This is a genomic window from Allobosea sp. GW821-FHT10B12 (assembly GCF_059415545.1).
In genome coordinates this window covers 210,774-223,089 of record NZ_JBWKNL010000008.1, presented here as the reverse complement: position 1 = coordinate 223,089, position 12,316 = coordinate 210,774, and the positions used below count along the sequence as shown (strand labels likewise).

Annotated in this window: 13 protein-coding genes; 6 read left to right on the top strand and 7 right to left on the bottom strand. The window is 68.0% G+C overall.

Annotated elements, in window-relative coordinates:
- Window positions 1-4 precede the first annotated feature (4 nt).
- The 4 genes from AC07O0_RS24785 to AC07O0_RS24770 all read right to left on the bottom strand — a co-directional run bounded on the left by AC07O0_RS24785 (window position 5) and on the right by AC07O0_RS24770 (window position 4,085).
- Window positions 5-793, bottom strand: a complete 789-nt coding sequence (locus tag AC07O0_RS24785; RefSeq protein WP_494626643.1) for an amino acid ABC transporter ATP-binding protein — start codon at window positions 791-793, stop codon at window positions 5-7.
- Window positions 778-1,446, bottom strand: coding sequence for an amino acid ABC transporter permease (locus tag AC07O0_RS24780; RefSeq protein WP_454029477.1), 669 nt, complete (start codon window positions 1,444-1,446; stop codon window positions 778-780). Before AC07O0_RS24780 ends, AC07O0_RS24785 begins: the two co-directional genes overlap by 16 nt.
- Window positions 1,447-1,512: 66 nt before the next feature.
- Complete coding sequence (locus AC07O0_RS24775; protein WP_494626641.1) at window positions 1,513-2,325, bottom strand: transporter substrate-binding domain-containing protein; 813 nt, start codon at window positions 2,323-2,325, stop codon at window positions 1,513-1,515.
- A gap of 59 nt (window positions 2,326-2,384) precedes the next feature.
- Window positions 2,385-4,085 (bottom strand): thiamine pyrophosphate-binding protein, encoded by a 1,701-nt coding sequence (locus tag AC07O0_RS24770; RefSeq protein WP_494626639.1) that lies wholly within the window; start codon window positions 4,083-4,085, stop codon window positions 2,385-2,387.
- A 105-nt stretch (window positions 4,086-4,190) separates the two neighbouring features.
- Between AC07O0_RS24770 and AC07O0_RS24765 the strand changes: the two genes are divergently transcribed.
- The 6 genes from AC07O0_RS24765 (at window position 4,191) to AC07O0_RS24740 (ending at window position 10,029) form a co-directional block, all read left to right on the top strand.
- Window positions 4,191-4,946 (top strand): IclR family transcriptional regulator, encoded by a 756-nt coding sequence (locus tag AC07O0_RS24765; RefSeq protein WP_494626637.1) that lies wholly within the window; start codon window positions 4,191-4,193, stop codon window positions 4,944-4,946.
- Window positions 4,947-5,028: 82 nt separating this feature from the next.
- Entirely contained in the window at window positions 5,029-6,588 is a 1,560-nt protein-coding gene (locus AC07O0_RS24760; RefSeq protein ID WP_494626636.1) for an ATP-binding protein, read from the top strand.
- Window positions 6,581-7,324 (top strand): response regulator, encoded by a 744-nt coding sequence (locus AC07O0_RS24755; protein ID WP_494626634.1) that lies wholly within the window; start codon window positions 6,581-6,583, stop codon window positions 7,322-7,324. The genes AC07O0_RS24760 and AC07O0_RS24755 overlap by 8 nt, the downstream gene beginning before the upstream one ends.
- An 86-nt stretch (window positions 7,325-7,410) precedes the next feature.
- Window positions 7,411-7,962 carry a hypothetical protein gene (locus AC07O0_RS24750; RefSeq protein ID WP_494626633.1) on the top strand — a complete coding sequence of 184 codons (552 nt, stop codon included), beginning with the start codon at window positions 7,411-7,413 and terminating at the stop codon, window positions 7,960-7,962.
- A 58-nt stretch (window positions 7,963-8,020) separates the two neighbouring features.
- Window positions 8,021-8,593 (top strand): TRAP transporter small permease subunit, encoded by a 573-nt coding sequence (locus AC07O0_RS24745; RefSeq protein ID WP_494626702.1) that lies wholly within the window; start codon window positions 8,021-8,023, stop codon window positions 8,591-8,593.
- Complete coding sequence (locus AC07O0_RS24740; RefSeq protein WP_494626631.1) at window positions 8,590-10,029, top strand: TRAP transporter large permease; 1,440 nt, start codon at window positions 8,590-8,592, stop codon at window positions 10,027-10,029. The genes AC07O0_RS24745 and AC07O0_RS24740 overlap by 4 nt, the downstream gene beginning before the upstream one ends.
- Window positions 10,030-10,065: 36 nt before the next feature.
- Here the strand turns inward: AC07O0_RS24740 and AC07O0_RS24735 are convergent, their stop codons facing one another.
- The 3 genes from AC07O0_RS24735 to AC07O0_RS24725 form a co-directional block, all read right to left on the bottom strand.
- Window positions 10,066-11,121, bottom strand: a complete 1,056-nt coding sequence (locus tag AC07O0_RS24735; RefSeq protein WP_494626629.1) for an NAD(P)H-dependent flavin oxidoreductase — start codon at window positions 11,119-11,121, stop codon at window positions 10,066-10,068.
- A gap of 103 nt (window positions 11,122-11,224) precedes the next feature.
- Entirely contained in the window at window positions 11,225-11,455 is a 231-nt protein-coding gene (locus AC07O0_RS24730; protein ID WP_494626627.1) for a tautomerase family protein, read from the bottom strand.
- A gap of 29 nt (window positions 11,456-11,484) precedes the next feature.
- A complete protein-coding gene (locus AC07O0_RS24725) occupies window positions 11,485-12,195 on the bottom strand; it encodes an SDR family NAD(P)-dependent oxidoreductase (RefSeq protein WP_494626625.1) in 711 nt (236 codons plus the stop codon).
- Window positions 12,196-12,316: the final 121 nt, after the last annotated feature.

The window sequence follows — 12,316 nt, the reverse complement described above, 5'->3', positions numbered from 1 at the left end:
TCGCTCAATCGTTGATGATCGCCCGCAGGAAGCGGCGGGTGCGCTCCTGCGTCGGATTGGTGAAGAAGCTCCGGGCCGGCGCCTCCTCGACGATCTCGCCGGCGTCGAGCAGCATCGCCCGGCTGGCGACGCTCTTGGCGAAGCCGATCTCGTGGGTGACGACGACCATGGTCATGCCGTGGTCGTGATGGACCTGGCGGATCACCTGCAGCACCTCCTCGCGCATCTCCGGGTCGAGCGCCGAGGTCGGCTCGTCGAACAGCATCAGCGTCGGCTGCATCGCCAGGGCGCGGGCGATGGCGACGCGCTGGCGCTGGCCGCCGGAGAGCTGGAACGGATAGGAATCGGCCTTGTCGGCCATGCCGACGCGCTCGAGCAGCCGCCGGCCTTCGTCATTGGCCTCGCGCGCCGATTGGCCGAGGATCTTCATCGGCGCGATCGTGATGTTCTGCAGCGCGCTCATATGCGGGAACAGGTTGAAGTTCTGGAAGACGAAGCCGGTCGACAGCCGGATCTGCTGCAGCTCCGCCGCGCTCGCGGTCGCGACATTGCGGCCGCCGACCGAGATCTCGCCGGCATTGATCGTCTCCAGCCCGTTGATGCAGCGCAGCAGCGTGCTCTTGCCGCAGCCGCTCGGCCCGCACAGCACCAGCACCTCGCCCTCGGCGACGTCGAGCGACAGACCGTTGAGGACCTTGACCGCACCATAGGATTTATGGACGTCGCGAATGCGGATGAAGCTCTTGGCCGCCGGCGCGGCGGCGGTCGCCACCACCTTCAGATCGGTTGCCATTTCTGCAGCCTTTCGATCATCCGCATCATGATGGTGTAGCCCCAGATCAGCGCGACATAGAGCAGCGCCGCCCCGGTGTAGAATTCGAGCGGGCGGAAGAACTGCACCGTCAGCTCCTGCGCCCGGAACATCACCTCGGGCACCGCGATCAGCACGGTCACGGTGACGTTCTTGATCACGGTGATGTGGACATTGGTCAAAGAGGGCAGGGTGGCGAAGAAGGCCTGCGGCAGGGTGATGTAGCGCATCACCTTCCAGCGCGAGAAGCCGAGCGACTGCGCCGCCTGGACCTGCGTCTGCGGGATCGCCTCCAGCCCGCCGCGGAAGGCTTCGCAGGCCAGCGCCGCGCCGTTGAGCGAGAGCGCGATGACCGAGCTCATCGTCGGCGAGAACGAGGCGCCGGTCAGGATCGGCAGGACGTAGTGGATCCAGATCAGCAGCACCACCACGGGCAGCGTGCGGAACAGGTCGACGAAGACGACGGAGACGCCGCGCACCAGCCGGCGCCTCGACATGCTCATCGCAGCGAGCACGACGCCGATCAGGGTCGAGAACAGGATGGCCGGGAAGCTCGTCCACCAGGCATGCCAGAGGCCGCCGGCGAGATACGGCCCGTAATCGCTGAGAACGCCGAACTGGAAGGTGTAGTTCATGTCCTGACCCGATCGGGACTGCAGGCGAGGCAGGACGCGCTGGTGCGCGGCGCGTCCCGGGTGAGATCAGCGCGGCCCGGTGGCGAGCTCGGGCGGTAGCTTCCATTTCTCGGCGAGGGTGCGGTACCAGCCGCGCAGCTGCATCGCCCGGACATAGGTGTTGAGGAACACCACCAGGTCGAGATCGGAATAGCGGACGGCGTGGTTCATGCTCGTCCACTCGGTCTTGTCGGCGGCGAAGCGGATGTTGCGCAGCTCGGTCGGCCGCTCCTCGGCGCGCATCGCGTTCGAGACGGAATCGCCGATATAGGCCGTCGAGCGGCCCTGCATCACCTCCAGCACCGCTGCGGCAGTGTCGGAGAGCGGGGTCACCTTGGCGTTCTTGAAGGTGCGCTGGGCGAATTGCTGGGCGGCCGTGCCGCTGACCACCGAGACGGTGTTGCCCGCCTTGTCGAGGTCCTCGAAGCCCTGCACCGGGCTGTCGGCGCGCACCATCGCGGTGGAGGACAGATAGCCGATCGGGTCGGTGAAGGCGACGGCGGTGGCGCGCTCGGGCGTGGCGCCGAGGCCGCTCATCACCACGTCCCATTGCCCGGCCTGGAGCCCTGCGACCAGCCCGCTCCAGGTCGTGTTGACCAGCTGGACCTTGATCCCGGTCATCTGCTCGAAATTGCGGATGTCGTCGGCGATGAAGCCTTCGTATTCGCCGCTCTTCGGATTGAGCAGGACGAAGCGGTTCCAGGGCGCAACGCCCACGACCATCTTCTTGTCCTTGATGATCCGGTCCAGCGTCGGCCCGGCCTTGGCCGCCGAGGCCGACAGCGCGGCGATCGCGGTGATGGCGACCGCCATCGTCATGGCTGCGATGTGTCTCAACATGATCTTCCCCTCCCTGTTGCGGGCCGTCCCTGCGGCAGCCCCTCGATTGCGACCGAAACTCAGTGGACGGCGTCGGCGGCGAGGAGGCTCTCGAAGCCGACGATCGGCGCGGTGGCGTCGGGATCGATCACGACGTCGAGCACGTAAGGCCCCTTCGCCGCCTGTCCGCGGGCGAGGCCGGCGGCGATGTTCGCCGGATCGCTGATGCGCTCGCCCCCGCATTTCAGCGCGCGGCCGAGCTCGGCGAAGTCGATGTCGAGGAAGTCGCATTCGAGATAGCGGCCCATCACCTTCTGCTCCCAGTGGCGCTGGAAGCCGAGCGTCCCGTTGTTGAAGACCACGACCTGGACCTCGACGCCGTAGCGGGCCGCCGTCTCGAGCTCGTTGAAGACGTAGCCGAAGGCGCCGTCGCCGGTGACGCAGACGACGTTGAGCGAGGGATCGGCCAACTTGGCGCCGATCGCCGCGGGCAGGCTCCAGCCGATGCCGCCGGTACCGCGCGGCGAGAGGATGAAGCGGCCGGCCTTCGGCACGTCGATATGGCTCATCGCCCAGCCGGTGACATAGCTCGCATCGGTGACGATCAGGGTCTTCCCGTCGGCACGGGCCGAGATCTCCGCGAGCAGCCGCTCGGGTCGGATCGGCACCTGGCCGGAGGTGGCGACGGGCCTGAATTCCTCGCGCCAGTCGCGCGTCAGGCCATCCAGGCGCTCGCGGCCCGCCGCGTCGGTGCGCGCCAGCCCATGCTCGGCGCAATGGGCCAGGAGGTCACGCAGCGTGTCGCGGATATCGCCGACCATGGCGACGTCGGTCGAAAAATTGCGGCCGATCTCGGCCGGGTCGATGTCGAGATGGATCAGCCTGGTGCCGGGCTTGGGCAGGGTCCAGTCGCTGTAGCAGAGCTGTCCGGTGCGCGAGCCGAGCACGAAGACGACGTCCGCCTCGGCGAACAGCGTGTTCGAGATCCGGCCGCGGCCATAGCGCCCACCGGTGGTCGAGCCGAGCGGGCCGGCGGCGAGGGGATGGGCATCGGGGATGGCGCCGCGCCCGGTCATCGTCGTCGCGACCGGCATGTCGAACAGCTCGGCCAGGATGCGGACCTCCTCCTCGGCGCCGGAGATGATAGAGCCGCCGCCAGCGATCAGCAGCGGTCGGCGCGCCGAAGCCAGCAATTGCGCGGCGCCGGCGATGGATTCGCGGCTCGCGCGGACCCGGTTGGCGGGGAAATGGGTGTAGGTCTGGTCTGCCCAGGTCTCGGCTTCGGCCTCCGCCGCCATCACGTCGCCGGGGCAGAGCAGCACGACCGGGCCGGGGCGCCCCGTCGTTGCGATCCGGAAGGCCTTGCGCACCGCGTCGCCTGCCTGCTCCGGCGTGTCGATGCGGATGACCTCCTTGACGTAAGGGGCGAGCGCCACGGCGTGGTCGAGCGCGCTGCTGGCATGCTTGTTCTTCAGCCGCAGCGCATGGTCCTGCACCAGCGCGATCACCGGCACGGAGGAGCGCTGGGCCTCGAGCAGGCCGGTGATCAGGTTGGTCGCGCCGGGGCCGAAGGTCGCCGCGCAGACGCCGGGGCGGCCCGTCACCTGGGCATAGCCATGCGCCATGATCGCCGCGTGCTTCTCGTCGCGCACCGTGACGATGCGGGTGAAGGAGCGGTCGACCGCGTGGAAGACGTGGATCGGGTCCTCCATGCCGAACAGGCACGTCACCCCATGGCTCTTCAGGGTCGCGTAGAGCAGCGCGCCGCCGGTTCCTCGCATCGTCGTCTCCCGTTGACGTCTTGACTGTGTTGCGTATTATGCAACATGTTGTTTATTCATCGTGGCGGCGCTTTGCCGCCGCGTCAAGCCGCAATGCGAGGCCCGATGAAGTCGATCGAGAAGGCGGTCAGCGCCCTGCAGCTCATGGTCGAATCGGGTGGCGAGCTGCGGGTCGGCGATGTCAGCCGCCACCTCAAGGTCAATCGCAGCACCGCCTCCCGCCTGCTGGCCTCGCTGGCGGGCGGCGGCCTGATCGAGCAAGACCCGCTAACCCAGCGCTATGGCGCGGGAATCCTCGCCGTCCAGCTCGCCGCTGGCTTCCATCGCAAGTTCGACCTGGTCGAGCAGGCGCAGAAGGACATGGAGGGGCTCGCCCGCGAGACGCAGCACACGGTCTGGTTGGGGGTGCTCTCCGGCGCGGAGGTCGTCGTGCTCAAGACGGTGCGTGGCTCGCAGCCGATCCAGTTCGCGGTCGAGCCCGGTCACAGGCTGCCGGCCCATGCCGCGGCGATGGGCAAGGCGCTGCTCTCGCTCAAGCAAGACCAGGAGATTCGCGGCCTGTTCGAAGGGGCGCTGGCTTCCACCACCGGGCGGACGCTGCACTCGGTCGACGATCTCTTGCGCGAGCTCGCGCTGACGCGCCTGCGTGGCTATGCGGTCTCAGACCAGGAGCTCTTCGACGGGGTGAAGGCGGTCTCGATCGCGCTGACGGAACGGCACAAAGGGACTTCGATCGCGGTCAGCGTCTCCTATCCGCTGTTTGCCCTCACCGGCGGCGACGATCGCCCGATCATCGAAGCCCTGCTCGCCTTCGGGCGCCATTTCGGCGCCCGCATCGGCGATGCCCGCTGGACGCGCTGAACGCTGCCTCGCTGGCGCGGATCGGCGCCGTTCTGTAAGCGGTGATGCAAGGCAGGGGCAGGGGCGCGCGACGCGGCGGATCGTGGCAGGGGAGCAGAGGCACCTTCTGAAACTGGCGCTCGGCACGGGCGATGCGGGCTATGCCGGCATGCTCGTCCTCGTTCTCTGCGCCACCGCCCTGGCCGGGCTGATCGTCTGGTTCGCGCCGCTGGAGAGCGTCTCGGCGATCTATATGCTGCCGGTGCTGGTCGCAGCGATCCGCTACGGCACCGGCCCGGCTATCGCTGCCGCCCTGCTCGGCGCGGTGATGACCTCGCTGTTCTACCCGCCGCTGTTCAGCGTGCTGGTGTTCCGGCCGGCGCAGATCATCGACCTCGTCACCTCGCTGGCGGTGGCGCTGACCCTGGGCTGGCTCGCCGGCCATCTGCGCACCGAAATGGTCAAGGTCCGCGAGGAGGAGCGCCGTACCCGCCAGCTCTACCGCCTGAGCAGCGAGATCGCCGGTGCCGTCGACGTCGCCGCGATCTATGACATCGTCGCCGCCCATATGGCCGACCTGTTCGGGCGCGAGGTGGCGCTCTTCGCTGCTGCCGATGGCCGTTCCTGGCGCGTGATCCGCGCCCCGGCGGCGGGAGCGCCCGTCGAAGCGCTCGGGCGCGCGGTCGAAAGCTTCACCACCCGGACCGGCGACGCCGGAGGGGCGGAGGCCGAGGTGCTGGCTCTCGGACCCGAGGCGCATTGGCTGCTCTGCAATCTCAGCGGTCCGGACCGGCCGAGGGCGGTCCTCGCTGTCCCGCTCGGCGGCGATGATATCGGCGCGACCGACACGGTCGTCGCCCAGGCCCGCTCGATCCTCGCCGAAGGCGAAAAATCGCTCGAGCGGCTCGGCCTGACCCGTGCGCTGGAGGAGCGGCAGCTGCGGCAGCGCAGCGATGCCTTGCGCGACATCCTGATCGAGGCGGTCTCGCATGAACTGCGCACACCCGTCGCCGGTATACTGGGTTCGGCGAGCGTGCTGTCGGCCGCGCCGCCCGTCGCCTCCGAGCGGCGCCTGTCCGATCTGTCGAAAGCCATCGCCAGCGAAGCCGCTCGCCTCGACCGCCGCATCCAGAATCTGCTCGACGTCACCCGTATCCGCGCCGGCGCCCTGCAGCCGCGCTTCGACGAGCTCGACCTAGCCGACATCGTCAACGCCGCATTGGACAGCGCCGCGGAGCGATTGGCTGGCCGCAAGGTCGTGCTCGATCTGGCGCGGGACCTGCCTTTCGTCCGGGTCGATCCGGTGCTGGTCGAGCAGGCGCTGGTCAATATCCTGGAGAATGCCGCCAAGTTCGCGCCGGACTCGGCGCCGATCGCGATCGGCGCCAGCGAACGCGACGGCAGGCTGATCGTGGAGGTCCGCGATGAAGGGCCGGGGCTCGACCGGCACGAGGCCGAGCAGATATTTGAACGCTTCCATCGCGGCGAGCGTCATGCCGATATTGCCGGCGGCAGTGGCCTTGGGCTGACCATCGCCAAGACCTTCATCGAGGCGAATGGCGGCGCCATCGAGCCGCTGAGCGAAGGCCCGGGCAAGGGCACGACGATGCGGATATGGCTGCCGCTCGCAGCGCGGCGCGTGAGGGAAAGCGGTGATGACTGAACCCCGGCAGCAGGCTGGCCCGCTCGTCCTCGTGGTCGACGACGAGCCGCAGATCCGGCGCTTCCTCAAGACCGGCTTCGAGATGCAGGGCTTCCGCATCGCCGAGGCCGAGACGGCGAAACAGGCGCTGGAGCTCGCCGTGATGCGCCGGCCGGACCTGGTCGTGCTCGATCTCGGCCTGCCCGATGCCGACGGCGCGAGCGTGCTGGAGGCGCTGCGCGGCTGGTTCCAGGGCGCGGTCATCGTCCTCTCTGTGCGCAGCTCGGAGGAGGAGAAGGTCGCGCTGCTGGAGAAGGGCGCCGACGATTATGTGGTGAAGCCCTTCGGCATGGCCGAACTCCTGGCTCGCGCCCGGGTCGTGCTGCGGCGCATTGCCCAGCCCGGCGGCGCCGAGCCGGTGCTGCGGGTCGGCGGGTTGACGATTGATCTCGTCGGGCGCCTGGTCAGCCTCGACGGCGCCCCGGTGGTGCTGTCGCCGAAGCAGTTCGCGCTGCTGCGGGTGCTGGCGACGCATCATGGCAAGGTCCTGACGCACCGCCAGCTGATGAAGGAACTCTGGCCGCAGGACCCCGACGAGGACGTGCAGTATCTGCGCATCCTGATGAAGAAGCTGCGCGACAAGATCGAGCCCGATCCGGCGCGCCCCGCCTATCTCGTGACCGAGCTTGCCATCGGCTACCGGCTGCGCACGCAGGAGCAGCTCGATGCCGTCGGCTATGCGCAGGCTATGCGCTAGGCCGGTTGCCGACATGGAACGGCTAAGTGCGTAGCTGCTACCGGGTCTGTATGCGGTAAGACCGCTGCAACCGGGGCAAAGTCGCCATGCACTGCGCGCGCGCCAAGACGGCAGACATCGCGCCCAGCCAAGCGGCTGGAAGCAGTTCGCTCCGGGACAAGCCGCCCTTCATCGCTGCCGACGGCCGTGAACGTTACGAGCAGCTCGCCGCCTGCTGCGAAGCCAGCCCAGGCGCCGACCGTAGCCTCGACGCTGACATCTACGAACTGCTGGGCTTCGAAATCAGGCGTAAACCTGCTCCTCTTGGTCGCGGAAACGCCCGCCCAGGCGGCATTTTCCGGCAGGGGGAGGCGTGGCGGGCGATTGCCGATATCACGGGCGATCTGGGCAAGACGGCCGAGATCGTCGAGCGATTGTTTCCCGATGCGCCTTGGGGCGTCTTCCACGATCCGGCCGACGCAGAGCGGCGCTTTCACGCTGAGGTAAGCGGCTTTTCGGGCTGCGCGCGGCAGGTTGCGCTTGCGCTTTGCGCTGCCTTGCTTCGGGCCGCCGCCAGCGGCGCGGGCGACCGGCCTCGGCGCACGCCGGCTGCGCGTGCTGCAAAAGCCTTGGCGCAGATGCGCGCTTCCAGCCAGTAGCCTCGCGGAGACCTGACGCATGTTCAAACTGTGGCTTGCTCTGGCCACGCTAGGCGGCATGGCTGCGACCGTCTGGCTGGCCTGGACGTTCTGCCGCCAGCTCATGCCGCTGGCCCGGGCGATCGACAAGCTCGGCGGCTCGCTCGGTGTCATCGCGAGCTGGCTCGTCCTGCTCGCCTGCCTGATCAGCGCCGGCAACGCCACGATCCGCTATCTCTTCTCCTCCAGCTCCAACGCCTGGCTGGAGCTGCAATGGTACATGTTCGCAGGGATGGTGCTGCTCGGCTCGGCCTATACGCTGCGGGTCAACGAGCACGTCCGTGTCGACCTGTTCTACGGCATCGTCTCCGACCGGGCCCGGCACTGGATCGACCTCGTCGGCGGCGCGGTGTTCCTGCTGCCGATGTGCCTGGTGATGATCTGGTTCACCTGGCCCTGGTTCGTCCAATCCTGGACGCTGAACGAGGCCTCCAACAATGCCGGCGGCCTGATCCGCTGGCCGGTCATCCTGCTCCTGCCGGTCGGCTTCACCCTGATCCTGCTGCAGGGCCTCTCGGAGATGATCAAGCGCGCCGCAGCGCTGCGCGGCTTCCACCAGCACGAATACGCTTACGAGAAGCCGCTGCAATGATCGACGCCATCCGCGCCAATCTCGGCCCCATGATGTTCGGGGGGCTGATCGTCTTCCTGCTGATCGGCTATCCCGCTGCCTTCTCGCTGGCGGCGGTCGGGCTGTTCTTCAGCTTCATCGCGATCGAGATGGGGGTGATCGCGCCCCAGTACATGGGCAATCTCACCTTCCAGCTCTACGCGATCATCTCGAACGACCTGCTGCTCTCGATCCCCTTCTTCACCTTCATGGGCGCGGTACTCGAGCGCTGCGGCCTCGCCGAGGACCTGCTCGATTCGATCGGCCAGCTCTTCGGCAGCGTCCGCGGCGGCCTGTCCTATGCCGTCATCTTCGTCGGCGCGATCCTGGGCGCCATCACCGGCACGGTCGCGGCCTCGGTCATCGCCATGGGCGTGATCTCGCTGCCGGTGATGATGCGCTACGGCTACAACATGCAGCATGCGACCGGCGTCATCGCCGCGTCCGGCACGATCACCCAGCTGATCCCGCCCTCGCTCGTCCTCGTCGTGCTCGCCGACGTGATGGGCAAGTCGGTCGGCGACATGTATGCCGGCGCGATCGGCCCCAGCATCGTCCAGGTCGTGCTGTTCTGCATCTGGGTCGCGATCCTCGGCATCCTCAAGCCGGCGCATATCCCGGCGCTGCCGCCGGAGGCGCGCACGCTCAAGGGCTGGGCGCTCGCGATCAAATGCATCCGCGGCATCGTGCCCTCGGCGGCGCTGATCTTCCTGGTACTCGGCACGATCTTCATGGGCCTCGCCACCCCGACGGAAGCCGGCGCGATGGGCGCGGTCGGCGCGCTCGGGCTGGCGGCGCTCTACGGCACGCTGACCTGGAAGCTGACCTATCAGGCGATGTCCTCGACCATGCGCATCACCGCCATGGTGACGATGATCCTGATCGGCGCGCGCGTCTTCAGCCTGGTCTTCCAGGGCGTCGGCGGCGGCTTGTGGATCGAGCACATGCTGACGGGGTTGCCCGGCGGTCAGGTCGGCTTCCTGGCCTTCACCATGGTGTTCGTCTTTTTCATCGCCTTCTTCCTCGATTTCTTCGAGATCGCCTTCATCATTATCCCGCTGCTGACGCCGGCGGCGGCGAAGCTCGACATCAACCTGATCTGGTTCGGCCTGCTGATCTGCGCCAACATCCAGACCTCGTTCATGCATCCGCCCTTCGGCTTCGCGCTGTTCTATCTGCGCGGCATCGCGCCGCCGACGGTGAAGAGCCGCGACATCTATCTCGGCTCGATCCCCTGGATCGTGCTGCAGCTCATCCTGGTCGCGCTGATGATCGCCTTCCCGGAGATGGTCACCTACTGGCTCGACAAGCCCGTGGCGGTCGACCCCGCCGCACTGGAGCGGCAGCTCAACAGCATGCCGGGCCTCGGCAACATGCCGGGCCTCAATCTCGACGGGCTGAGCCCGCCCAAGCCCTGAGCGACGGCGGGCTCAGCCCGCCATTCGCCGCCGCATTCACGCGTCGAGCCCCGCGAGCTTGCGCGTCAGTTCGGCCGAGGACATCGGCCGGGCGAGCGGGAAGGCCTGTCCGGCCCAGAGCAAGGTGAAGTCGTCGCGGCCCGCCGCCTCGGCGGCGCTGCGCAGCGGCCCCAATGCTGTGCCGGCGGTCGGGAAGGCCGGGGCGAGGTCAGAGAGTGGGCCGAGCTCCGCCATCGCCCGATTGACGATGCCGCGTGCCGGCCGCCCAGTGAACAGGTTGGTGATCGCGGTCGGCCGCTCGCTCATGCCGAGCGCCTTGCGGTAGATCGGCGAGATGCTGGCTTCGGGTGTGAACAGATAGGCGGTGCCGACCTGGACAGCAGCTGCCCCCAGCGCGAAGGCGGCTTCCACCCCGCGACGGTCGGTGACGCCGCCGGCGGCGATGACCGGGACGGAAACGGCATCGACGACCTGCGGCACCAGCGCGAAGGTGCCGAGCTGCTCGGAGATCCGGTCGTTCAGGAAGATGCCGCGATGGCCGCCGGCCTCGGCGCCCATCGCGATGACGGCGTCGACACCGCGCTCGGCCAGCCAGCGTGCCTCGGGCACGGTCGTGGCGGATGCGATCACCTTGGCGCCGGTGCGCTTGACCCGCTCGAACAGCTCAGGCGCCGGCAGGCCGAAATGGAAGCTGACGACCTCGGGCCGGTACTCCTCGAGGACCGTCGCAAGGGAGGCGTCGAAGGGCGTGCGTCCGCTCGGCGTCTTCGGCATGTCCGGATCGAGCCCGGCCTCGGCATAATAGCCGTCGAGGCGCTTCAGCCAGGCCGCCTGCCGGGCCGGGTCGTCGGCCGGGGGCGTGTGGCAGAAGAAGTTGACGTTGATCGGCCGGCGGGTAGCAGCCCGTACCTTGTCCAAGGCGGCCCTCAAGCCCGCCTCGTTGTATTGCGCGCCGGCCAGCGAGCCGAGGCCGCCGGCTTCGCTGACGGCGATGACCATCTCCGGCGTCGAGGCCAGGGCCATCGGTCCCTGAATGATCGGCAGTTCGATGCCGAATAGGTCGAGCAGTCGCGCTTGGGCGGTGCTGGTCATGATCGTTCCTCGCGAGGCTGGACGGGCAGCGGCCAGTGTCCGCCGCAACCCGTCGATTTCAAAGGCGAAGCTCAGCCCATCCGCAGTGCAGGATTGGGCGAGACTAGCTCGCCGCGCGCCGCTTGCGGTATTCCGCGGCGGGCAGGCCGCCCCAGCCCCAGTTGTCGAGCTCGACCTCCTCGATCACGACGAAGGTCGCCTCGAGCGGCTTGTTCAGCACCTCGAGCAGGAGCTGGCTGGCGCCGGCGATGAGCCTGGCCTTCTCCTCGGCGGTGACCGAGGAGCGGCCCGGGCCGGAGCCCTCGCGCGTGACCTGGATGGTGACGATCGGCATGGAAGCCTCCTATCGCTTGGCGTGATCGGTCAGTGGCCGGCGCTCTGGCCGCCGTCGACGTGCAGGATCTCGCCGGTGACGAACGGAGCGCTCTCCAGGAAGAGGACGGCGTCGACGATGTCCTTGATCTCGCCCATCCGCTTGACCGGATGCAGGCCCGCCAGGAACTCATGCGTCTGCGGCGCATGCATCGGCGTCTTGATGATGCCGGGCGAGACCGCGTTCACGCGGATGCCCTGGGTGGCGTATTCGACCGCCAGCGCCTTGGTCGCCGAGTTGATGCCGCCCTTGGTGAGATTGGCCAGCGCGGCCGGGACACCGGCGATCGCATGATCGGTCAGGCTCGTGGTGATGCTGACGATGTGGCCCGAGCCCTGCTTCAGCATCGCGGCCGCCGCCTGCTGGCTGATGTGGAAGAAGCCGGCGAGATTGGTCGCGATCTTCGCCTGGAAGTCCTGTGCCGTGTAGTCGGTGAAGGGCTTGGCGATGAAGATGCCGGCATTGTTGACCAGCGTGTCGACGCGCCCGAAGCGGGCGATCGCCTCGCCGACGACCGCTTCGGCGGTGACCGGGTCGGCGATGTCGCCGGGCACGGCGAGAATGTCCGGGTCGCTGCCCTGCTTGATCGAGCGTGATGTCGCGACGACCCGGTAATTGCGGTCGCGGAACCCCTTGACCAGCGCGGCGCCGATGCCCTGCGAAGCACCGGTGATGATGGCGACCTTCCGTTCGTTGCTCATGATGATCCTCACTGTCTCGTCAGCGAGCAGGATTGCCGCTGATGGCCCTGTCCGGCCTGGTGAGGGAAATCTGGAGTATCTCGCTGCTCGATTGAATGCCTACTGTTCGGCGGTCATTCTT